Below are 22,926 nucleotides of genomic sequence, written 5' to 3' on the forward strand. Positions count from 1 at the left end.
ATTTATATTACATTTTTTTGTCAGTTTCACGAAAATCTCCCGCAGTCATCACATGCCTTCATGTCTATTTACTCATTTTTTTGTGTCAAAAAAGACTTTTCTTTGTCTTGTGGTATATTTTTATTGTCTGAAGCGTCGGCGAAGCTATAACGGCAGACAGGTGATCATTGCGTGTGCCGAGGGATTTATGCGTCCGACAGATAAACGTCTTCTCCGCTGGAAGAACTGCGGCAGGGCCTTCATGCTGGTGCTGTCCATTTCGTCAGCCCTGGCCGGGGTGGCCCGTGCGGAGGATGTGGAGATAACGGGCGCAGGGTCCAGCTTTGCTGCCCCCGTCTATCAGAGCTGGAGCGTTCCGGCGGGGGAGCAGGCAGGGCTTCAGGTCAATTATCAGACGGTCGGTTCCAGCGCCGGGCAGGATCAGGTCGTGGAACGTACGGTGGATTTTGGAGCATCCGACAAGCCGATGAGCCCGAACCGTCTGGCAGAGACGCATCTCTACCAGTTTCCGACCGTCATGAGTGGTGTGGTGCTGGTGGTCAATCTGCCCGGTGTTCCCGCCGGGGCATTGCGGCTGGACGGTCCGACACTGGCAGCCCTGTATGATGGTCGCATCACGGATTGGGACGACCCCCGCATCCAGGCTCTCAATCCCGGGGTGACGTTGCCGGATATGGGAGTCGTGGCCGTGCATCGGGCCGATGGTGCCGGGACGACCTATGTGTTCACATCCTACCTTTCCCGGACATCACCGGAGTGGGAGGCCCGTATCGGCGCAGGGACCCTTGTGGAGTGGGCTGGCGGTGCTGGAGCACGAGGCAATGACGGCATTGCCGCCCTTGTCCGTCAGACGGAAGGGAGCATCGGCTATGTGGAATATGCCTACGCCGCACAGAACCATCTGGGCATCGTGCAGATGAAGAATCATGATGGGCGGTTCGTGCTGCCATCCCTGAAGGGCTTCATTGACGCTGCCTCCGCAGCGGAATGGAAAGCGGAGGACCATTTTGCCGTCAATCTGCTGGACCAGCCCGGGGCGGAGAGTTGGCCCATCGTGTCAGCCACCTATGTTCTGGTGCCGGAAGATGCCGTGGACCGGCCCGAGGGGCAGGGTGTGAAGCGCTTCTTCAGCTGGGGGTTTGCCCATGGGGCAGAGATCAATGCCCGGCTGGGCTATGTGGGGCTGCCAAGCTCGGTCAGTGATGCCGTTTTGCGTGGCTGGCCTTCGAGCGCAGCAGGGAAGTAAGCAGGGAGACCTGCCCTTCATGCCGCAGGCCATGCCAGCTGAGGAGCGTATCGGCCAGAAAGGCCAGCAGGGCTGCCACGGTGCAGCCCAGTGCAGTGCCGAAGAGGGCCAGCAGCCAGAGTGATGTCGTGGCATCTCCCAGTGAGCCGACAAAGAGGGCGATGGCCGCACCGCAGGTCATGGCCCCGCCCAGCCCGTTGAGGATAATGGCAAGGTCCAGCACGACAATGCGGCGTGTCAGGCGTTTCTGGCGGGTTTTCAGCCGTTGCGGCGTGTCGTAGCTGTACTGGTGGTCCTGCTCGGAAGGAGGGGCGGCCAGCAGACGGTTGACATTGTCCAGATGGTCCGAGACACGGGCCAGCCTTGTATTGAAGATGTTGATCAGCGTGCCGATGCCGGAGAGCATGAAGACGGGGGTCAGGGCCATCTGGATGATGTGGGCGGCGTCGTCGATATTGTTCATCTGGGTAAGAAAGGGCAGGGTGTTCAGCAGGGGCACGGTCATGACGGTTCTGGTGGTTGTACGCCGGGACAGTATGCCGGATGAAGTCCGCTCAGGCCATGGGCCTGTGCAGGACCCGTATCCGGAACACCGGGGCCATGGGGGTGGGGTGATAATGCACAAGGGGCGCTGGATGAGCAACAGAACTGTGAAGGTGGTGGCCGGGTATCCGTGCTGGCCCCGGCTGCGACCGCTGGTCCTGCTGGCCTGCCTGGCCGGGCTGGTGGCTCCGGCCATGGCAGAAGAGCCGGAGGGGGTGTCTCCGGCCTGTCCGCCTGCGGTCCGGCAGGTGGAGCTGGCCTGCCAGAGCTGGACGGAGATTGACGCCGGCCTTAAAGCCGGGACCAGAACGGTCATTATCCCGGTTGGTGGTACGGAGCAGAGCGGGCCTTACATGGCAGTGGGCAAGCATGATGTGCGGGCCCGTGTTCTGGCGGACAGGATTGCCCGCAGGGTAGGGCAAACCCTGGTGGCCCCCGTGCTGGCCTATGTGCCGGAAGGCTCGACCCGGCCCCGCACAGGCCACATGCGGTTTGCCGGGACACTCTCCATTTCACCAGCCGTTTTTGCCGGGCTGGTGGAAGGAGCGGCGGAAAGCCTGAGGGCGCAGGGCTTCATCACCATTGTGCTGCTGGGGGATCATGGCGGTTATCAGGCCCAGCTGGCTGCTCTGGCACAGAGGCTGAACAGGCGCTGGGCTGGTGAAGGGGCGGCAAGGGTGCTGTATGTCGGAGCCTATTATGATGTCGTGGCCGGACAGTACGCAGATTACCTGCGCCGACAGGGCCATGGTGTGGCTTTGGGGAAACATGCCGACATAAGCGATACATCCCTCATGTTGGCCGTGGATCCGTCCCTTGTGCGGGAGGGGCTTCTGAGGCAGGCTGGAAAACCGGATTCTGCCGATGGTGTCTATGGTGGTGACCCGCGGCAGGCAACGGCTGAACTTGGCCGGGTCGGCACAGCCATGCAGGTGCAGGCCGCCGTTGAGGCCATTTCGTCTTTCAACAGGAGACACCCATGAGGCTCAAAATTTCGTTTCTGGCAATGGGGGCATTACTGGCTGCGGGGGCAGCGCAGGCCCAGCAGACGGCCAACCATCCTGACCCGCAGGATGAACCGATTGCTGCCGATTCGCCAAAGCCTTTTCCGGATGGTGATCCATCCGCCACGGCAAAGGCGCCACCTGCACCATCTGGTGCCGTGACGGAGCAGGCGCTGGTCGTACAGACCATTCCGGGCATGCCGCCCGTGCCGGACATTCACAACATTTACAGTGAAGCCAGCGGCCCGGACAAACTGTCCCCCGTCGTGGCGCATGATCTGGAGCGGATCTATGTGCCCAACCTGCGTGGCAACAGTGTCTCCGTGATCGACCCGAAGACCTACAAGGTCGTGGATACGTTCCCGGTGGGGCGGTCCCCCCAGCACGTCGTCCCCTCATGGGACCTGCGGACCCTGTGGGTGACCAACAACAGCGAGGGCCATACGGATGGCTCCCTGACACCGATCGACCCGCTGACAGGCAAGCCCGGCAAGGCCATTGCCGTGGATGACCCCTACAATATGTATTTCACACCGGACGGGCAGAATGCCATCGTTGTGGCAGAAGCCCATCGCCGTCTGGATTTCCGTGATCCGCACAGCATGGTGCTGAAAGGGTCTGTCGAGGCTCCGCTCTGTGAGGGCATCAATCATGCTGCCTTCTCGGCAGATGGGCGTTATGCGATCTTCACCTGCGAATTCGGGCGCTATCTGGCCAAGGTGGATACGGTCAACCGTACCCTTCTGGGGATGCTGAAACTCTCCAAGGGGGGGATGCCGCAGGATGTTCTCGCCGCACCGGATGGGCATAAATTCTATGTGGCCGACATGCATGCTGATGGCGTGTTCATCATTGATGGCGACAGCTTCAGGGAGACGGGTTTCATTCCCACGGGGCTGGGAACGCATGGGCTGTATCCGAGCCGTGATGCAAAGCTGCTTTATGTTGCCAACCGTGGGTCCCACATGGTGCATGGGCCACGCCACAGCAAGGGCAGTGTGTCCGTCGTGGATATGGCAACGGACAAGGTGTTGAAGACCTGGCCCATTCCCGGTGGTGGCAGCCCGGACATGGGCAATGTCAGTGCGGATGGCAGAACACTCTGGCTCTCCGGCCGTTTTGATGATGTCGTCTATGCCATTGATACGGAAAGCGGTGCCATGAAACAGATTCCTGTCGGGGCAGAACCGCATGGTCTGACAGTCTGGCCCCAGCCGGGTCGCTACAGCATTGGCCATACGGGCATCATGCGCTGAGAAACCAGACAGGGGTTACTCCCTCTCATGGAGCTTTTTCAGGAAAAGGAGGCTTTGGCCTCCTTTTTTTGTGTCTGGCTGCGGAGGGGGAGGAGAAAATGGTTTCTGTAAAGTTAATGTATTGTTAAAATAAGAAGGGACGCATTGCGTCCAGTCATTATGGGATGCTCATCCCGACAGATGGTCTGCATGATTGTGTTTTCCTGACGGAAACGAAAGGAAGTGCCGTGCGTTTTCTCCTGCTGGTTCCCCTGCTGGTAACGCTGGCCTATTATGCGTTTCTCTCGCCAGTTCTTTACAGAACACAGACCGTCCTTGTCGTGGAGAAGCCCGATAGCAGGGGGAGTGGCGGGGGAGTTTTTACAGGCCCGGATGGCCGGAATGAGGGGAATTATCTCTTCCAGGCTTTCGTGCTGTCCTATGAGGAATTCAGGGCCCTCAGGGCGAACGTGAATCTTGCAGAGGCGTATGATTTCACAGATCCCGTCCAGAGTTTCGGGGGCGTTCTGTCGCTGTTTTCGCACGATGATCATGCTCTCTACCGCTATTATGACCGTTACATCGTGGATATTGATGTCGGGAAGAAGAATAGCCTTGTGAAATTTACCCTCCGGGCCCCTTCTGCGGCTCTCGCCGAACGTCTGACAGGGCAGATACTTGGCGATGCCCGGGCCCGGCTGGCTCGCCTGAATGTCGAGCCGGATGATCTGTTGCTGCATGAGCATGAGGCCTCCATCAACAGGATCAGGCAGGTCATGGCTCATGATGAGCAGGTGATTGCCGACAATATCCTGTCTTCCGGCATTTATGAGGGCAGCGGCTTTTACGATACGGTGTTGAAGACGCAGTTCCGGCTGATGGAGGACCAGGCAGCCCTGAAGGGCAGGCAGGCGGCCCTTCAGGAGGATGTGGACCATGCCGCACAAGCCATGCACAGGGAGGTGATGGCCTATGAGGGCGAGCAGGAGGTTCTGCGCCAACGGAGCGTGACACCACGGCATGTCATTCTGGAAAATGATCGTCTGATTCGTGAGGTCAGGTCCCTTTCCAGTATTCTGGATGCCGAAATGGCCGCCTGTGAGACTGTCAGGACAAATGCCATCATGGGGCATTACTTCCTGAAAACCGTCAGCGGGCCTGTTGTGGAGGACACGCCTCTCAGACCGGCCTTCTGGTGGAGTAGCGCCATTGCGCTGGTCGCAGGGCTGGTCCTGTATGTTGCTCTGGCTTGATGATGAGGGGCCCGTTTTTCTGTTCTCTGGCGTTCATGGCCCTGCTGGTGCCGGTTCTGGCAGGGTGTGACCTGCCCAGTGGCGGCCCAGGCGTGAAGGAGCTGACAGCCCAGCCCCAGAGGCAGGACAGCAGGCAGCTTTTTTCTGGCCTTGTGATGCAGGACATTACCCTGAGAGAGGCCACGATCATGGCCGGGCAGATGCGGGAGGCAGAAAAGCTGCGGGTCCGGCAGGCCATATGGGCCATTGATGCGGGGCACAGCACCCGGGATCCAGTCATCCATGTGGGGGATGATCTCAGCGTGTCCATTCTTTCTTTTGCTGGAGGGGGAGACACGCCAGCCATCATGAAGCTGGGGCATTTTCCCGTATTGCGGGATGGCATGGTCACCCTGCCTTATGTGGGGGCTGTCCGGGTGGTGTCCCTGACCTATGCCAGCATCCAGCAGAAGCTGTCCCGCCTTTATGCGGCACAGCGTGTGTTCAGCCATCCGTCAGTCATCGTGCAGGAGGAAGCACCGGATGGCCGGTGGGAAGCTGATTCCGTACTTGTACTGGGTGAAGTGAAGACACCCGGGGAGGTGCGGTGGCAGCCTGGCGGACTGATGTTGGCCCATGTTCTGGCGGAAGCCATGGGGGGAGGGCCGCCTGCGCCCGCCGGAGGGCCCAGTGATGGGCAGCCTGTGTCTGTTCGGCCTGAAACTGTGGTGTCTGTTGTCAGACATGGGCAGGTGGTTGGAGCTCTGCCGCTGGATGATGGGCTGGTGAATGACATTCATCTGGCCCCACATGACCGGGTGATCGTGAAGAAGGAGGCCTCCATCAGAATTCCGGTTCTGGGTGGGGGAGCATCACGGCCGGGTATCTATTCTTTCGGAACATGTCCGACACTGGCGGACATTCTGGCCATATCAGGCGGCCTGCAACGGGACGCCGCCTCCAGCCGGGCCATCTTCGTGCTGCGACGGGATCATGACACGCCTCATCTGTTGAAAATCCGTTTTGACCGGACCTACGGCCTGTTTGTCGCACAGAGTTTCCTGCTGGAGGATGGTGATGTCGTCTATGTCGCCGAGTCATCATGGGTGCCTTATTTCAAGGTTTTTTCCCTCATGCTTCAGGCGGGGGTTCTGGCCTCCATTGCCCGATGAACGGGCAGGAGGAAGAAGGGGCGATACCGTTTGATTTTTCTCCCTACAGGGACATTCTGGGAGGCGTGGATGGGGAGATCACGTCATTCGAGACCCTCAACCGGTTTCTGGAGCGGGAGGAAACTGATGGCGGTGCATCGGGCGATGGATTCAGACGGCTGCCTCTCCAGATCATGCGGTTTGATACGGACTGGAAGAAGATCATCCGCCATCTGGTCTGGCAGGCATGTCCCAAAGGGGGGCAGAGACAGCCGGGTTGGGTAAGAATCATGGCCCGACGGCGGCGGAAAATGCTGCTTGTCTCCCTGCTGGTGGCCGGTTTCATGTTCAGCCTGGCCAGTGGGACCCTGTTTCCCGATCTGGACGACCATGAAATCCTGCCATGCCTTTATGCGGCCCTGTACCTGCTGTTCACCTTTCTTGCGACATATGCCTTCGTGAAGATGGTTGTCGGTTACCGGCTGGCCCGCCGGGGGGCAGCGGGGAATCCTTGCCATCCGGCACACAGGGCCAGGGAGCCGGGGCCGGAAGAGCGCTGTGCCATTCTGTACCCCGTCCATCATGAGGAGATGCACCGGGTCGGGGCTGGCATGGCATCCCTGATCGAGACACTCAGCCAGGATGTGCCAGAGAAGCTCCACCATTATGACCTGTATCTGCTGTCGGACAGTACGGACGTACGACATGTCCTGACCGAACAGGCCACCCTCTATCATTTGAGGCAGCGTTATCCGGGTGTGACAGTCCGGTACCGGCGCAGGGCACATAACGCCAATGCCAAACTGGGCAACGTCACGGACTTTCTTCGCCGGTGGGGACGGGATTATGCCTGTTTCTACGTGATGGATGCTGATTCCATCGTGTCGGGGGCCTGTGTCCATCAGTGTCTGGAAATGATGGCAGGCAACCCGCATGTCGGCATTATCCAGACCAGCCCGCTGCCTGTCCTGCGGCAATCCTTTTTCGGGCGGCTCATGCAGTTCAGCAGCCACCTCCAGGGAGCTGTCTTTCCCCAGGCGGTGGAGGCTCTTTCCATGGGGCATGGCAGCTATATCGGGCACAATGCCATCATACGGACGGATGCCTTCATCAAGCATTGCCTGTTGCCGGATTTTCCGGGGGAAAGGCCATGGGGCGGCAGGCCGCTCTCACATGATACTGCCGAGGCCGCCATGATGGGGCGGGCAGGCCATGAAGTCTGGTTTCTTGCGGATGTCAGGGGCAGTTATGAGGAGCTCCCGGCCAATCTTTCGGGCTTTCTGGCCCGTGAGAACAGATGGATGCAGGGCAATTTCCAGAATGTCCGCTTTCTGTCGGCAGACAGGGTTCAGGGGGTGCACAGGGAAACCCTGCTGATGGGGGCACTGGCCTATTTCATGGCGCCGCTCAGTGTTCTGTTCATGGTGTCATCCGTTTATACGCTGGCCCATCTGGAGGCGGGCATGGGGGCAGAGGGAACGGGGGAGCTGGAGAGTGTGAGGCTGGCCTTTGCCGGACTGTTCGTGCTGGCCATGATCTTCCTGCTGTCGCCAAGGCTGATTGCCCTGGCCGTTGCCATGCGGCGTCCTGTGGCCAGGCAGTATGGTGGTCGTGGCAGATTATTGCTCAGTTTCCTGCTGGAGATGCTGTTTGCCTTTCTGCTCAATCCGGTTCTCATGTGCTTCATCGTGAAGTTCCTGCTGGCCTGTTTCAGGCGGTCATCCGTCCGCTGGGCAGGGCAGCAGAGAGATGATGCCCCACTGACATTCCGGAGTTGCCTGCAGGATTACGGATGGTGTTCTGCCCTTGGTCTGGCGGGGGCCTGGGGGCTGGTGCAGGTGCTGGAGAAGCAGTTTGCTTACGGCGCTACCCTGCTGGATCATCTTTCAGAGGGAGTTCTGTCAGGGGAGGCGCTACTGGTCTGGTTTCTGCCGGTGATTGCCGGTCTCGTTCTGGCGCCTTTCACAGCATACCTGACCAGCCGGACATCAGCACTGGTCAATCGTTGCAGGTGGTTCCTCATCCCGGAAGAAGAGTCGGAACCCGCTGTCATCCGCTGCCTGAAGGCAGCTCTCGTGTGGCTTGGGAGCTGCTTTCCACCAGCGGATGGTGCCATCCTTCGCCATGCCTTGGAGAGTCCCCTGTTCTATGTGTCCCATTATCGGCAGATCCGTCATCGGCGGGCTGTGGCGGAAAGGCTTCTGCCAGCCATCAGGGCCGGGCATGAGCTGGACAGGCGCAGCCTGCTGCTTGCCCTGAATGAACGGGCGTGTTTCGTGGCGCTGGTGAAAGCCCATTTCCGGGCCCAGGGCTATTATGGCCTGTAGTCTTTCAGGGAGTGGCCGGTTTCTGCAGGGATGTGGGCGTCACGGTGCTGATGTTGTTCAGAATGGACGGGAAGAGCAGGTTTCCAACCATGGTGAGCGGGATTGAGACCAGAAACCACAGGATGGTGATTGTGACCGTGCGGGCGACGCTACTTTTCAGGGAGCGGACGACCGTGCCCATTTCTTCGTCCCAGAAAGTCGTTCCGGTGCGTCTGTAGCGTATGTAATGGATGAGGCCTGCCAGCGGTGACAGGACATCCATGCCCCCCATATAGGCGGCGACATAGATGAGATAGTTGCGTTTCAGGCAGGTGGAAAGATCGAGGGGGCGGCCATTGGTACGGTAGGGTTTGATGCCGAGGAGGCGCTTGCCCAGCGTATTGCCGAACCAGGTGCAGACAAGGGCATCCAGCACCATGGAGAGGGGAAAGATGAGCAGCAGGCTGGCGATGAGGGTATCCCAGCGTGGCATCATGGGGCTGAAGGATGCACTGCCGATTTTCTGCAATGTGGGAAATATGTCTTCCAGCTGGTGGATGGAACCATAGATTGGCAGCATGAGAAGGCTTCCGTAGATGTCCAGATCAATGCTGCGGGCTATCAGGCGGTTCCACGGGCCTGCTTTGGGATGGTCGGATGGGGCGGGATGTGTGGTCATGGCCTATCATGGTCTGTGAAAGAGTGAACTGGGGACGGTAGGCAGCAATTATGTCTTTAAGACGGATATGGGCCAATGCTATGGGCCAGTGCTGCCTGCCCGGGGTACGGGGACAGGTTCCGGGGCTGTCTGGCAATCATGAAAGGGAGGGTAAGCGGATGGCGCGGCATATCGGCAGGATGATGATGGCTGTGTTTGCCATGGTGAGCGGGATGGTCTTTCTGGCCTCTCCTGTTCGGGCGGCGGAGAGCACACCGGTCGTGACCAGCCATACAACGGCTACCCTTGTCAGTGCGGTGGATGCTGTTGGGCAGGAGGAGAGTCAGGCTGAAGGGGGCACGCTGCGGGTCGGGCTGAGGCTCCAGCTGAAGCCCGGCTGGCACACATACTGGCAGAATCCCGGTGATGCCGGTGAGGCGCCGCATGTCCATGTCATGGTGAGTGGCAGCCGGTCCGGCGGGACGGACACGGTCGCATGGCCCGTGCCGGAGCGCATTCCAGAGGGCGGGTTGATGGCCTATGCCTACCAGGGGGATGTGCTGCTGCCTGTGCGGGTTCCCCTCCAGGGGCGGGGGGCAGGTGCGGTGCAGGTCACGGCCCGTGCAGACTGGCTGGTCTGTGCGGATGTCTGCGTGCCCGAAAAAGGCGTCTTTTCCCTTGCATTGCCTGCTGTTGCCTCGGATGTTGTGCCGGATGCTGCCGAGGCAGCCCTGTTCCGTCGGGCTGATGCGGCCATGCCCCAGCCTTCCCCCTTTGAGGCCCGTCTTGGCCCCGATGGTCTGCTGACCCTGCATGGAGCTGGCCTTTCGCCCGATACGGTGCGGCAGGCCTGGTTTCTGCCACAGGAGGGCGGCGTGATCGCCCAGAATGCGCCGCAGCCCCTGTCTGTCCAGACCGGGCAGCTGGCTCTGACACTGAAGCCGGATTCCTATGCCCATCCGCCTTTCTGGCAGAAACCGCTGGCTGGCGTTGTCGTGCTGGTGGATGCTGCTGGCAGCCGGTCGGCCCTTCAGGTAACGGCGGTTCCAGTGTCTGGCGCCAGTCCGGCTGTTCCCGTCGTGGCTGCCACCGGGAACAGGGAACGGCCCGTCTGGAGCAGCCTGCTCTCGGCTTTTCTGGGGGGTGTCATTCTCAATCTCATGCCTTGCGTGTTTCCCGTGCTGGCCATGAAGATCCTCTCCTTTGCCCATATGGGGGGAGCTGGCTGGCGGACACGCCGGCGGAGTGCGGCCTTTTACACTCTGGGTATCATGGGCTGCTTTGCCCTTCTTGGTGCCCTGATGATGGCCCTGCGTTATGGAGGCTCTTCCGTGGGGTGGGGGTTCCAGTTCCAGTCTTCCGCTTTTGTTGTGGGGGTTGGCTGGCTGCTGTTTGTCATGGCGCTCAATCTGCTGGGTGTGTTCCAGATAACGGGGGGGCGCCTGGCCGGGCGGGCCGGGCAGATGGCCGCAGGGCATGGTCCGGCCAGTGATCTTCTGGCGGGCCTGTTGGCGGTGATCGTGGCCACGCCCTGTACGGCACCTTTCATGGGGGTCGCCATTGCTGTAGCACTGGGTGGGCCGATCTGGTCTGGCCTGCTGATCTTTCTCTCCATGGGGCTGGGGCTGGCAGCACCTTATGGCGTGCTGGCACTTGTGCCGGGACTGGCCCAGCGTCTGCCACGTCCCGGTGGCTGGATGGAACGTCTGAAACAGCTGCTGGCTTTTCCTTTGCTGGCCAGTTGCGTGTGGCTGCTCTGGGTGGCGGTGCTTCAGCGTGGGGGAGATGCAGTACTGCTGATGGCCGGAGGGGCCGTGCTTCTGGGGCTGGGGAGCTGGCTGTACGGGCTGGCGCAGCAGCGGGCCATGCTGGGGCAGGCACCCCGTTTCGTGCTGGGCTGCCGCCTGCTGGCCTTGCTGTGCCTGCTGGTCTGTCTTGCCGGGCTGGGGCGCAGTGTGGTGATGGATGATGAGTCTGGCTCTCCCGTCGCAGCCACCGGAAAGACCGGAGCAGCGATACAGGGACAGGATGGCCCTACCATTGAACCGTTTTCGGCAGAGCGTCTGGCTGCTCTGAGGGCCGCAGGGCAGCCAGTTTTTGTGGACATGACAGCCTCCTGGTGTGTGACCTGCATGGTCAATGAGCACGTGGCGCTGGATGTTCCGTCTGTCCGGCGGGCATTCCGGCAGCATGGCGTGACCATCCTGCGGGGCGACTGGACCCGCCGGGACGAGCGGATCACGGCGTTTCTTAGGGCCCATGATCGTGATGGGGTACCGCTATACCTGTATTATCCTTCTGGGGGAGCGGAGCAGGTGTTGCCACAGATTCTTACACCCGGCCTTGTATTGGATGTGCTTTCACCTGCCGGGAAGCGTGGAAAGGAGGAATGATTCCAGAGGTATGATATTTACTTTTCATTAGTAAATTGTAAATATTCCAGTCATTCTCTACCCGGAGTGGGCAGGGTGCAGTGGTGGGCTGGGAGATTGACTGGTGGCGGGGCGAATCATTTTTCTGAACTGCTTCCCACGGGATCTCGTTTCTGGCGGCATCAAGACAGTCTACCGCCACGCTTTCCTGCTCCGTCAGGCGGGATTTCAGGCGCAGGTCCTGCAGTCCGAAGGCTTGCCGTCATGGTTGGGGCAGGAGATGCTGCCGCTGGTCTGCAGGGATGTGAAGGACCTTGCAGAAGAGGATATGGTCGTTTTTCCCGAAGTGCTGGATGGATGGTATGCGGACATGATCCGCCAGCCCATGGCCGGGAAGAAGATCATCTTCTGTCAGAATCCCTATTATTTCTTCACATACAGGCCATCAGTTGAAAAATTGAGGGACTGGGGCGTAACGCAGGTTCTGGCTCCGGGGATGGAGGCAGCGCATCTGATCCAGCGGGTGCTGGGACTGGAGGCTGTTCCTGTCACATCGCCCGTGGTGGATGGAGCTGTGTTCAGGCCACGGCAGAAAAAACTCCAGATCCTTTGTGCTGAGTGGAAATGGCCCCATCAGGGAGGGATACCAGCCTATGTTTGCCTGTTCCGTGACATGCTGTCGTTGAAGTATCCCCAGTTTTCCAACGTTCCGTGGATCCCTCTGAAAAAGAAGGGTGAGGCGGAGGTGGCGGCCCTCATGGGTGAGTCCGCTGTCTGTCTTGCTCTGGGACGGATGGAGGCTCTTGGCATCACGGCGTTGGAGGCCATGGCGGCAGGCTGCCTTGTCGTGGGGTATCATGGTGGTGGTGGGCGTGAGTACGCCACGCCGCAGAACGGGTTCTGGCATTCCCCGGAGGATATGGAAGGCATCGTGGACTCCCTGGCCATGGCGCTGGAGGGATATGTTTCCGGCAGTTCCGCTCTGCTGAAGATGGTGGAACAGGGGCGGTGTACGGCCCGGGCCTATGCGCCAGAGAGGGTCAGTGCGCAGATACGGCAGGTCTATGGATGTCTCTGCGGATGAGACTGCTGCCGGGGGCAGGAAAAAGCTGTACGGCAGGGATGTTTTCGTCACTCGTTAACGATATAAAAGACATTCATTAATCTATGGCGTCTTCTGGTTGTCAGAGAGACATGGATGGCGGCGGGTTTTCCGACAGGCCGCCTGGGAGGGTGAGACGATGCTGGACCGCTTTGTAGCTTACAATGCCCGGATGACAGGGGACGAGGTGGCGTTTGGCAGCCTGTCCCGGAAGCGGTCCTATGCCCTGCTGGAGGCAACGGTCAGTCGTCTGGCCCATGCGCTGGAGGGGCTGCGCTCTCTTAATCTTTGTCGTGTGGCCGTGCAGTGCCCCGATACATGGCGGCACTGGGCACTGACCCTGGCGCTTGGCCGGCTGGGGCTTGTATCTGCTTCCCTGTCCAATGGGGATGTTTCGGAGGAGGAGCTGGCCACCCTGCGCCCGGACCTCATCATCCTCCACGGTCCGGGCGGCCTGCTTCCCGGTGAGGGGCGTCTGGCCCTCGGTGAGGACTGGTTCAGCCGTGCCCTCGCCAATGTGGAGGATGATGATGCGTCCTGTTACTACCCGCCTGTCCCTGTGGAGCGGTCGGCCCCATGCCGTGCTGCCCTGGCCAGCGGGACAGGCCGGGAGCCACATCTGCTGGAGCTGAGCTTCGGTGAGGTGGAGGAGCAGCTGCACCGGATCATCTATCATGACATGGTGGAGTATTTTACCCGCATGGGCAGGGGCCAGAGCCGTATGGTGGGCAAGCCACAGCTGCTCTGCACGGTTGGCCCGCAATCCTTGAGCGGGTTTCTCATGATGGGGGCCGCCCTTGCAGGTGGCACCACGCTGCGGAGCAGCGATGCCCAGAATATCGGGACGGAAGTCATGCAGGCGCCTGCCCTCATGATCGTCATGACGCCGGTTCATCTCAGGCATCTTCTGCGTGCCCTGCCACCACAGGGGCGGCCCATGAGCCATATCTATCTCAGCATCGTGGGGGGCAGGCTGTCCGACAGTCTTCTGAAGGAGACCACAGAACGTTTCACGCCGCATGTTCAGGTTGTGTACGGGACGGATGAAAGCGGCCTGGTGGCGGCCATGCCTGCCGATCAGCGCAGGAGTGAGGATGATGTCGGTGCTCCCCTGCCGTGGGTGGATGTCGAGATCGTGGATGCCGGGGGCAACAGGGTACCGGCAGGAGAGGTGGGTGAGATCCGCATCCGTGGCGGTGGTGTTGTCCGGGGCTATGTGGATGACAACCCGGCAGCGGAACAGCGCTTCCGGGATGGCTGGTTTTACCCGGGAGACCGGGGCTTCATGTCAGCCAGAGGTGGGTTGCACCTGCGGGGGCGAATGGATGCGCTGGTAAATGCCGGTGGCGCCAAGTTCGACCTGGAGGTGGTGGAAGACATCCTGCGCTCCGAAACACGGATCAGGGACGTGGGTGTTTTCATGATGACGGACGGGCAGGGGCAGGAACGGTTTTATGCGGCCATCGTGTCTCATGAGTCGTTTGATGAGCAGGCCCTGTCTGCCCGCCTGCGGAAGCGTTACCCTGCACTGCCGCCGGTCGTCATGATCTGGGTGCCGGAAATTCCACGCACACAGGAGGGCCACGTGGACAGACGCAGGCTGGAAGCGACGCTGAAGGACTATATCCAGCGTGGGCTGCATAGAGGGCAGGCCTGACCTTTTCATGATGCAGGATAGCTGCTGGACCAACCGGGAACAGGAAACAGATCATTCATGAGCCAGACATACACTTCCGATGAAATCGCCATCATTGGTGTTGGCTGTATTCTGCCAGCCGGGCTGGGGGACAGGGATGCCCTCTGGCAGTTTCTGCTGGAGCGTCGGGATGGCTGCGTGCCTGTTCCTGATGACCGCTGGGGGCGCAGACGGTTCTATGACCCGGTTGACCAGACCCCGGGCAAGACGACCATGCAGTATGGTCATTTCGTAAGGCCGGAAGACCATCAGTTCGAGCCCCTGTTTTTTGGCATTTCTCCCCGTGAGGGGATGGTGATGGACATCCAGCAGCGTGTTCTGCTCGATGTGAGCTGGCGTGCCATGGAGAATGCCGGTGTGATTCCCCGTACGCTCGAGGGCAGCAGGACGGGTGTTTTCATGGGCAGCTTCACACAGGACCAGCTCGTCCAGTGTGGCAGCCCTTTCATGCAGTCGCAGATTCGTGACCAGTTTGCGGCGGTGTCTTCCTGCATGACCATGTATGCGGCCCGTCTTGCCCATGTGTTCGGGTTGCAGGGGCCAGCCATTGCCATGGATACAGCCTGTTCATCCTCGCTGGTGGCCATGCATCAGGCCTGCAACAGTCTGCGTCTTGGTGAGTGTGACGTGGCTCTGGCAGGTGGCGTGAACTTCATGGTGATCCCGCAGACGGCCATGCTCATGACCAAGGGCCATTTTCTGGCCAAGGATGGCCTGTCAAAATCTTTTGCGGCAGATGCGGATGGCTATGGGCGTGGTGAGGGCTGCGTGGTCCTCATGCTCAAGCGCCTGAAGGATGCCATGCGGGATGGGGATGACATACGGGGTGTCGTGTGCAGCTCCGGTGTGAACCAGGATGGCCGGACTCCGGTTCTGACCATGCCGGATGCCGGGGCGCAGGAGGCGTTGATCCGGGATGTGCTGCGTCGGGCGAATGTGGCAGCGCGGGATGTGGCCTATGTCGAGGCACATGGCACGGGGACGCCTGTTGGCGATCCGATCGAGGCCAAGGCCATTGCACGGGCCATCGGGCAGTACCAGCCGGAGGGAAGCAGCATTCTCGTTGGCTCGGTAAAGGCCAACCTGGGGCATATGGAAGCGGCAGCTGGTGCTGTGGCTGTTCTCAAGACCATGCTGTGTCTGGAACATGGCATGGTGCCCGGACAGGCGAACCTGAAGGAGCTGAACCCTGCCATTCCGTTCGAGGAGTATCGCGTACAGGTGGCGCAGGGAGAGGCCACGGCTCTGCCTGAGCGGGAAAAGCTGTATGCGGTTGTCAATTCCTTCGGTTATGGCGGGACGAATGCCGTGGCCCTGCTGCGCCGCCCGACCGAGGCGGAGCGGAAGGTGGCCCAGCGTCGGGCCGTGCGGGATCATCGGCTGAAAGGCGTTCGTCCGGCGGGTTTCATGCAGCGTGTGCCGCTGTTGCTCAGTACGTTTGCGGAGCCCTCGCTGGGCTATATGGCCAAAGCGTATGCCGAACGGCTGGAAGGTGGGCAGGCCGGGCATGGCCTGTGGGAGGCTCTCTGCTTCTCGGCAGCCCGGTACAGGGCACGGTTCCGGCAGCGGGCGGTGATCCTCCCGGCCCGGGGAGAGGATGAGATCCCCCAGGCCCGTGAGGCCTTGCAGGCTTTGGCCGAAGGGCGGACCCATCCGGCCCTGTTCACGGGCAAGGCTGTTGTGGATGAGGCTGTAAAACCGGTTTTCCTTTTTTCTGGCATGGGGCCGCAATGGTGGGGGATGGGCCGCCATCTCCTGCGCAAGGGGCCGCCGGAGGTTCGTGCGCTGGCCCGGCGCTGTGATGAACTGTTCATGAAGATGGCAGGGTGGTCCCTGCGGGCTGAACTGCTGAAGCCGGAACAGAAATCCCGTATTCAGGAGACGGAAGTTGCCCAGCCTGCCATTTTCCTTGTGCAGATATGTCTGGCAGCTTTTTTTGCCCGGCATGGCGTAACGCCGGGCGCCATTGTCGGCCATAGCGTGGGAGAGGTGGCAGCGGCGCATGTCAGTGGGGCACTGACGCTGGAAGACGCCGTGACAGTCATTTATCACCGCAGCCGCCTTCAGGCGACGTTGGCAGGCCGGGGCACCATGCTGGCTGTCGGCATGGGCCGCAGCCTGCTGGAAGAACGGCTGGAGGCCTTCGGTGGCAGGCTCTCTGTGGCTGCCATCAATAGCAGTGAGTCCTGCACGGTGGCTGGCCCCCGTGATGACCTTGCCGTGCTGGAGGCAGACTGCCAGAGGGAGGGCGTGTTTGCCCGGTTCCTGAAGGTGGATGTGCCCTATCACAGTCCTGACATGGCTGCGATCGAGGCAGAGATGTTGTCCTCCTTGGCCCATCTCCAGCCCAGTGCTCCAGCGATTCCGCTCTATTCCACCGTTACGGGCAGGTTGTGGGACGATGGGGCGCTGCATGATGGTGCCTACTGGTACGCCAATGCCCGGGAGCCGGTCCTGTTCCATGAGGCCATACGGGCTTTGCTGCATGATGGTCACGTCATTTTCCTTGAGCTTGCGGCCCACCCGGTGCTGGGGGCATCCGTGACAGGCTGTGCTGGGGAGGGACGTCACGAGGTGGCTGTCATTCCGACATTGCGGCGCATGCAGGATGATGCAGAAGGGCTGTTGCGGGCCCTTGTCCGCCTGACACTCAGCGGGGCAGAGCCGGACTGGCGACATGTCCTGCGGCCGGAGCGGATGGAGCTGCCCTTCTACCGGTGGGAAGAAGGGGGAAAAATGTGGCTGGAGACCGAGGCCTCCCGCCGTGACCGCCTGGACACGCAGGTCCACCCCGTTCTCGGCGCGCCCAGTCTGCTGGAAAGCCGTGCCTGGAGGGCTGATATCGGCGTGGCCTCCATGGAATGGCTGATGGACCACAAGGTCCACGGTATGGCGCTCTTCCCGGCGGCTGCTTATGTCGAGGCTGCTCTTGCGGCTCATGCCCAGCTGGAGGCCAAAGCTCCGGCCGTGATCGAGGACATCACGATCAGCACACCGCTGGTCGTGCAGGAGGGGCAGGCACCGGTTGTCATGTGGCGGTTTGACATGGCGACCCGCCGTCTCGTTTTTGACAGCGAGACCGTGGCCTGGAATGGGGACTGGCAGACACATGGGCAGGCCACCATCCTTCAGGCGGCTCCATGGTGTGCAGCATCGGAAAAGAACAGGAATTTTGATTTCGCAGCCCTGTGTGCGGGAACGGCCCATTTTGAAGGGAAAGAGGTTTACGAGGCTTTTGCCGCCATGGGGCTGGATTATGGACCAACCTTCCAGACCCTGCGGCACCTGTATCGTGGTGAAGGGTATTCCGTGGCGGAGATTGCCCTTGAGGATGGGCAGGCCGCCACGCTGGAGGAGTATCATCTGCACCCGGCACTGCTGGATGGTGCCATGCATGCTCTCATCGGGGCTTTCCCGTTTGAGGAGCAGAAGGACGTGTACGTTCCGGCGTCCATCGAGCGTATCAGCTATATGGGGCAGAAGGTCTCCCGGGCCCATGTGATGGTGACGCCAACCCTGCGGACCTGCCGCAAGATCGTGGCCGATCTGCGGCTTTTCACACCGGAGGGTGAGCTGCTCTGCGAGGTGATGGGCCTGTGCTGTCGCCGTGTGGCCCGTGGCGGGCATGAGGCGTCATCTGCGGCACGGCTGGTCTATGCGCCAAACTGGATGAGTGCGGAGCGACAGGTGTTGCTGAGCGAACCGCTGGCCATCACTCTGCTGGGTGAAGGTAATGGACTGGTGGCCGGATTGGCAGACCTGCTGGAGGATAATGGTGCCGAGCTGACCGTCAGTTCCCGTCTGGATGGGGCTGATCTGGCGGAGCAGCTGGATCAGGAACCGTTCCTCGCCAGACAGCGGGCGTTGGTGCTGTTCCCGCATGGCGGGGATGATTACCAGCAGTGCCTTGATGATATGGCCGCCTGCGTGGCGCTGTTCCAGCGTGTGCCGACACGGGCACGCAAGCGGCGCCTGCCGGTCATTATCGTGACCCGTGGCGCTTATGGCAGGGATGGGCAGGCGCAGGCGCTCCAGCGGGCCTTCCATGGTCTGTTTCGTGGTGCTGCTGCTGAGCGTGTTCTGGACCTCGCCGTACGGTGTGTTGATGTTCCTGCCGAGGGCACAGAGGCCTTTCTGGAGGATATTGCGGCCGAACTCGTTCTTGAGGACACATCGGAGGATACGGTCTGGCTGCGTCAGGCTGATGGCGGGGCTGGCCATGGGGCGGCTCCAGCCGGGGAGATGGTGGAACGCATGGTCCAGCGGCTGGTATCTCCGCCACTGGAGCCCGATCCCCAGCCTGTTCTGCTGGAGCAGATCATGGGGGGACAGGATGATGGTACCGTCGGTGTCCGCCTCGAGGCCAGCCGGTCCGGGACACTGGATGGTGTCACATGGCAGGCTTTTGCCGTGCCGGAGCCGGGTCCGGGCGAAGTCAGGCTCCGTACCCGCATGGCCAGCCTCAACTTCAAGGATGTGCTGAAAGCCATGTCTCTTCTGCCGGAGAGCGTGACGGAAGGGACCTTCAGCGGCGATGCGCTCGGGCTGGAATGTGTGGTTGAGGTCGAGGCGGTTGGAGATGGGGTTGAGGACATGAAGCCGGGCGACATGCTCGCACTTGTCTATCCCGACAGTTTTGCATCCCGCCGCATCGTGAAGGCCAGTGAACTGGCCTATTGTGCCCTGCCCCTGTCGGAAGAGGCCCTGCCGTTCTCGCTGGAGCAGATTGCCGGTCTGCCGCTGGTGTTCGTGACAGCCTATTATACGCTGGTCCACCTGGCCCAGCTCCAGGAAGGGGAGAGTGTTCTCATCCATGCCGGGGCTGGTGGCGTGGGGCAGGCCGCCATCCAGATTGCCCAGCTGAAAAAGGCGGTGATCTATAGCACGGCAGGCAGCCAGGAGAAGCGGGATTATCTGCGTCAGCAGGGCTGTGCGGGTGTCTGGGACTCCCGGACGCTGGAATTCGTGGATGGCATCCGTGAGGCCACCAATGGCCGGGGTGTCGACGTGGTGCTGAATTCCCTGCCCGGTGAGGCGATGATCCACAGCCTGCGGCTCGTGGCGCCGATGGGGCGTTTTCTGGAGATCGGCAAGCGGGACATCGTGGAGCATCGGGCGTTGGAGCTGATGCCTTTCAATGAAAATCTGGCCTATTTCTCCTTCGATATGGATCGGATGATGCCGCACAGGAAACTGTATGGCGTCATGGACGAAATCCTGCTGCTGGCCCGTCAGGGGAAATTCTCCTTCCCGCAGACACGCATCTTCCCGGCCGCAGAAGCGTCCGAGGCCTTCCGCTATCTCATGTCATCCCGGCACATAGGCAAGATCATGCTCTCCTATGAGGACATGAGCGGCCTCAAGGCCCGCCCGCTGCCGCGGGTTCAGCCGGGATTCAGCCGCAGGGGGGCGTATCTGATCACTGGTGGCATGGGCGGATTTGGCCTCAAGACAGCAGAATATCTTCTGTCCCAGGGGGCAGGGGTGCTGCATCTGGCAGGGCGGTCCCTGCCGAAAGACCCGGAGCGTAAACAGGCCATCGCAATGCTGAAGAAGCTGGCCGAAAGTGTTGGCGGTGCGGTGGTGACCCATCGTCTGGATGTGACGGATCAGGAGGCTGTGCGTCGTCTGGTCAGGAAACTGGCCCGGGATGATGTGCCGCTGCGGGGTGTCTTCCATGCCGCCGGTGTGGTGGATGACCAGCTTCTCAGCAGGATGGATGCGGCGAATGTCGCCCATGTCATGGCACCCAAGGTATTGGGGGCCCAGGCGCTGGATGATGCCACCCGTGGGCTGGAGCTGGACCATTTCGTGCTGTACTCCTCCTTTACGGCAGAGATCGGCAATCTGGGGCAGAGCAGCTACATGGCAGCCAACAGCTACCTCAATGCCCTGGCTGAAAACCGGCGCCAGCAGGGGCTGCCCGCCATGGCGGTGGGCTGGGGAGCCATTGGGGATGTGGGGATGCTGACCGAGAGTGATGCTGCCGGTCGCATGTTTGATGTCGCTGGCATCAGAACCATGATGGCGGCGGACTCTCTGGCGTATCTGCCGGTGCTCTATGGCGTGGACCGCAGTGACGTGTCTCTGGTGGACCTCAACTGGGCGCAGGTGTTCGGGGCGCTGGCCTGGCTGAAAACTTCGGCACGCTTTACGCTGTTGCAGCAGGAAAGCCTCAAGGGAGGCATGTCGGGCTCGGTCCAGCTGCTGATGAGCATGCCGGAAAATGAGCGTCTGGATTATGTCCTGTTCCGTCTGAAACAGCAGCTTGGCTCCGTGTTGCAGGTTGAGCCGGAGACGATCGAGGACAGTGCCCGCCTTTCCGAGCTGGGGATTGACTCCCTCGCCGGCGTGGAACTTCAGACAGCCATCCGGTCGGAGTTTGGGGTGGATGTGTCCCTCGTGCTGCTGGCCCGTAACGAAACCATTCTCGAAATGGCCCGCAGCCTGCTGCGTCAGGCGGTAGTGATGGCCCAGCAGGGGGGCACGGTTGCTCTGGAAGGGGCACAGGCCGTCGGAGGGGAAGCATGATCCCCTGGACATGCCATATTGTCCGCCAGTCCGGTTATGTGGTCGAGTATTACGACAATGGGTTCAGCATACTGGACAGGTACGAAAGCAGACTGGATGAGATGCTGAGCTTCCGGGCGGAGGAGCGGCCTGATGAGCTTCAGTGCGTTGCACTGGACCAGACGCTGGAGGTTGCTGCGGCCCTGACATTCCGGCAGGCGCATGAGTGGGCACGCCGGGTGGCGGGACTGGTGAGCCGTTTTGTGCCGGAGCGGGGGCTGGTCCTGCTCTGTTTTGAGAATGAGGCGGCAGTTGTGGCGGGGTTTTTTGGCTGTGTTTATGCCAATACCGTGCCTGTGCTGGGTGTGTATCCCAGCATGGTGGGCAGTGTGGACCGCCTGTTTGACATTCTGGAGGATTCCGGTGCGGTCGCCGTTCTGGGGCCACGGGAGACCCTGATGGGGTTTCGGCGGCAGGCGGCGGGCCGTGCCCGCAAGGTGAAGTGGATTCCCGTTGAAGGAGCTGAAAGTGCCGAGCCGCTCCAGCGCCGCCATGCGGCAGACCTGGATGATACGGCGCTTGTGCAATATACGTCCGGCTCCATAGGGCGGCCCCGTGGTGTGAAGGTCACGCACCGCAATCTGGGGACGAACCTGCATCTGCTGGCCATCCGCAGTGACTTCTGGCTCAGCCGGCGTGGGCTGGTCTGGCTGCCTCTGTCGCACGATATGGGATTGGTAAGTCTCATGTTCGGCGTGGCGATGGGAGGCACGACGTGGCTGATGAAACCGGAGCATTTCATCACCCGTCCGGAGCGCTGGGTGCAGGCGATTGACCGGTACCGTCTCAATTTCTCCATCGGTCCCAACTTTGCCTATGAGCTTCTGGCCCGGCATGTCCCGGATTCCGCCCTGGAAGGGCTGGACCTTTCCTGCTGGACACAGTCCGTCATCGGTGCGGAGATGATCGAACGGGGAACGGTGGAGCGGTTCTTCAGCCGGTATGGGCCGCTCGGGGTGAAGCCGTCCATTCTGCGGCCGGGTTATGGCATGGCTGAGACAACCCTCATGATCACCGGTGACAGCCGGGACGGTGAGGGCGTGTCTTTTGCCACGTTTTCCCGTGCCGGGCTGGCAGAAGGGCGGGTCGGCCCGCCCCGTGATGAGCATGACGAGCGTGTTCTCGCAGATTGTGGCCGTGTGATTGAGGAACACGCCGTTCTTGTCGTGGACCCGGAGACGGGAGACAGCCTGCCGGATGGTCGGGTGGGCGAGCTATGGCTGAGTGGCCCCTGCGTGACACCGGGGTATCTGAACCGGGAGCAGGAAAACAGGGAACGTTTCGTCACGGGGGCGGATGGTCGCACCTGGTTTCGCAGCCGGGATTCAGGCTTTCTTGTGAAGGGGCATCTGTTCGTGACAGGTCGCATGGAGAACAGCCTCCCTGTTGGTGACCACCGCTATGACCCGGATGATCTGGCACAGGCTGTCCGGCAGGCCTGTCCTGTCTTTACCAGCCGGAGTGTGGCGGTTTTCCGGCATGAGGGCGTGTTGTGCGTCATGGGGGAGCTGTCCCTGGCACAGGCAAGGCAGGTGGCGGGGTACGAGAGGCTTCTGGCCGACATGGCCCAGGCCATAGGGCGGGTCTGCCCGGTCCGGCAGCTGCGCTGTGTTCTGGTGCGGCAGGGCGGCGTGTTTCGCACGCCAAGTGGCAAGATACGTCTTGCGGCTACAGCCGGGGCTTTTGCAGCGGGGCGCCTGCCCATCGTGGCAGAGCAGCTTTTTGGTCAGGAGGCACTGGAGAGGGTCGAGATTCTGGCCTGGGGAAAGACGCCGCTGTGATTGGTTATGATGGTGACGGGTGGAGAGGCG

General features: G+C 61.0%; 13 protein-coding genes. 11 read left to right on the forward strand and 2 right to left on the reverse strand.

Annotated features, from left to right (window positions below; translation table 11 throughout):
• Window positions 1-187: 187 nt before the first annotated feature.
• Complete coding sequence (gene pstS, locus DTI93_RS05045; protein ID WP_408902101.1) at window positions 188-1,246, forward strand: phosphate ABC transporter substrate-binding protein PstS; 1,059 nt, start codon at window positions 188-190, stop codon at window positions 1,244-1,246.
• On the opposite strand, the gene DTI93_RS05050 is transcribed toward pstS, so the two are convergent.
• Window positions 1,197-1,751 carry a DUF2721 domain-containing protein gene (locus DTI93_RS05050; RefSeq protein WP_227431483.1) on the reverse strand — a complete coding sequence of 185 codons (555 nt, stop codon included), beginning with the start codon at window positions 1,749-1,751 and terminating at the stop codon, window positions 1,197-1,199. The two genes, pstS and DTI93_RS05050, sit on opposite strands and share 50 nt — an antisense overlap.
• 232 nt (window positions 1,752-1,983) lie before the next feature.
• On the opposite strand from DTI93_RS05050, the gene DTI93_RS05055 reads away from it, so the two are divergent.
• From DTI93_RS05055 to mdoH, 5 genes are all read left to right on the forward strand, one after another.
• Complete coding sequence (locus tag DTI93_RS05055; RefSeq protein WP_249079901.1) at window positions 1,984-2,772, forward strand: creatininase family protein; 789 nt, start codon at window positions 1,984-1,986, stop codon at window positions 2,770-2,772.
• A complete protein-coding gene (locus DTI93_RS05060; protein ID WP_227449731.1) occupies window positions 2,769-4,049 on the forward strand; it encodes a YncE family protein in 1,281 nt (426 codons plus the stop codon). Before DTI93_RS05055 ends, DTI93_RS05060 begins: the two co-directional genes overlap by 4 nt.
• 227 nt (window positions 4,050-4,276) lie before the next feature.
• A complete protein-coding gene (locus DTI93_RS05065) occupies window positions 4,277-5,281 on the forward strand; it encodes a hypothetical protein (protein ID WP_249079846.1) in 1,005 nt (334 codons plus the stop codon).
• A gap of 35 nt (window positions 5,282-5,316) precedes the next feature.
• On the forward strand, window positions 5,317-6,432 hold the full coding sequence (locus tag DTI93_RS05070) for a polysaccharide biosynthesis/export family protein (RefSeq protein WP_249079847.1): 1,116 nt from the start codon (window positions 5,317-5,319) through the stop codon (window positions 6,430-6,432).
• Window positions 6,429-8,738: a glucans biosynthesis glucosyltransferase MdoH gene (mdoH, locus tag DTI93_RS05075; protein ID WP_181005217.1), complete on the forward strand. Its 2,310-nt coding sequence runs from the start codon at window positions 6,429-6,431 to the stop codon at window positions 8,736-8,738. The genes DTI93_RS05070 and mdoH overlap by 4 nt, the downstream gene beginning before the upstream one ends.
• 4 nt (window positions 8,739-8,742) lie before the next feature.
• Here the strand turns inward: mdoH and DTI93_RS05080 are convergent, their stop codons facing one another.
• Window positions 8,743-9,396 (reverse strand): RDD family protein, encoded by a 654-nt coding sequence (locus DTI93_RS05080; RefSeq protein ID WP_081562385.1) that lies wholly within the window; start codon window positions 9,394-9,396, stop codon window positions 8,743-8,745.
• Window positions 9,397-9,554: 158 nt separating this feature from the next.
• Between DTI93_RS05080 and DTI93_RS05085 the strand changes: the two genes are divergently transcribed.
• The 5 genes from DTI93_RS05085 (at window position 9,555) to DTI93_RS05105 (ending at window position 22,896) form a co-directional block, all read left to right on the forward strand.
• Window positions 9,555-11,768: a protein-disulfide reductase DsbD gene (locus DTI93_RS05085; RefSeq protein WP_249079849.1), complete on the forward strand. Its 2,214-nt coding sequence runs from the start codon at window positions 9,555-9,557 to the stop codon at window positions 11,766-11,768.
• A gap of 103 nt (window positions 11,769-11,871) precedes the next feature.
• Entirely contained in the window at window positions 11,872-12,831 is a 960-nt protein-coding gene (locus DTI93_RS09545; RefSeq protein WP_248630752.1) for a glycosyltransferase, read from the forward strand.
• Window positions 12,832-12,928: 97 nt separating this feature from the next.
• On the forward strand, window positions 12,929-14,506 hold the full coding sequence (locus DTI93_RS05095; protein ID WP_249079851.1) for a class I adenylate-forming enzyme family protein: 1,578 nt from the start codon (window positions 12,929-12,931) through the stop codon (window positions 14,504-14,506).
• 57 nt (window positions 14,507-14,563) lie between these two features.
• Entirely contained in the window at window positions 14,564-21,076 is a 6,513-nt protein-coding gene (locus DTI93_RS05100) for a type I polyketide synthase (protein WP_249079853.1), read from the forward strand.
• Entirely contained in the window at window positions 21,073-22,896 is a 1,824-nt protein-coding gene (locus DTI93_RS05105) for an AMP-binding protein (RefSeq protein WP_249079856.1), read from the forward strand. The genes DTI93_RS05100 and DTI93_RS05105 overlap by 4 nt, the downstream gene beginning before the upstream one ends.
• Window positions 22,897-22,926 lie beyond the last annotated feature (30 nt).

Source organism: Parasaccharibacter sp. TMW 2.1884 (genome assembly GCF_023337695.1).
Taxonomy (GTDB): Bacteria; Pseudomonadota; Alphaproteobacteria; order Acetobacterales; family Acetobacteraceae; genus Bombella; species Bombella apis.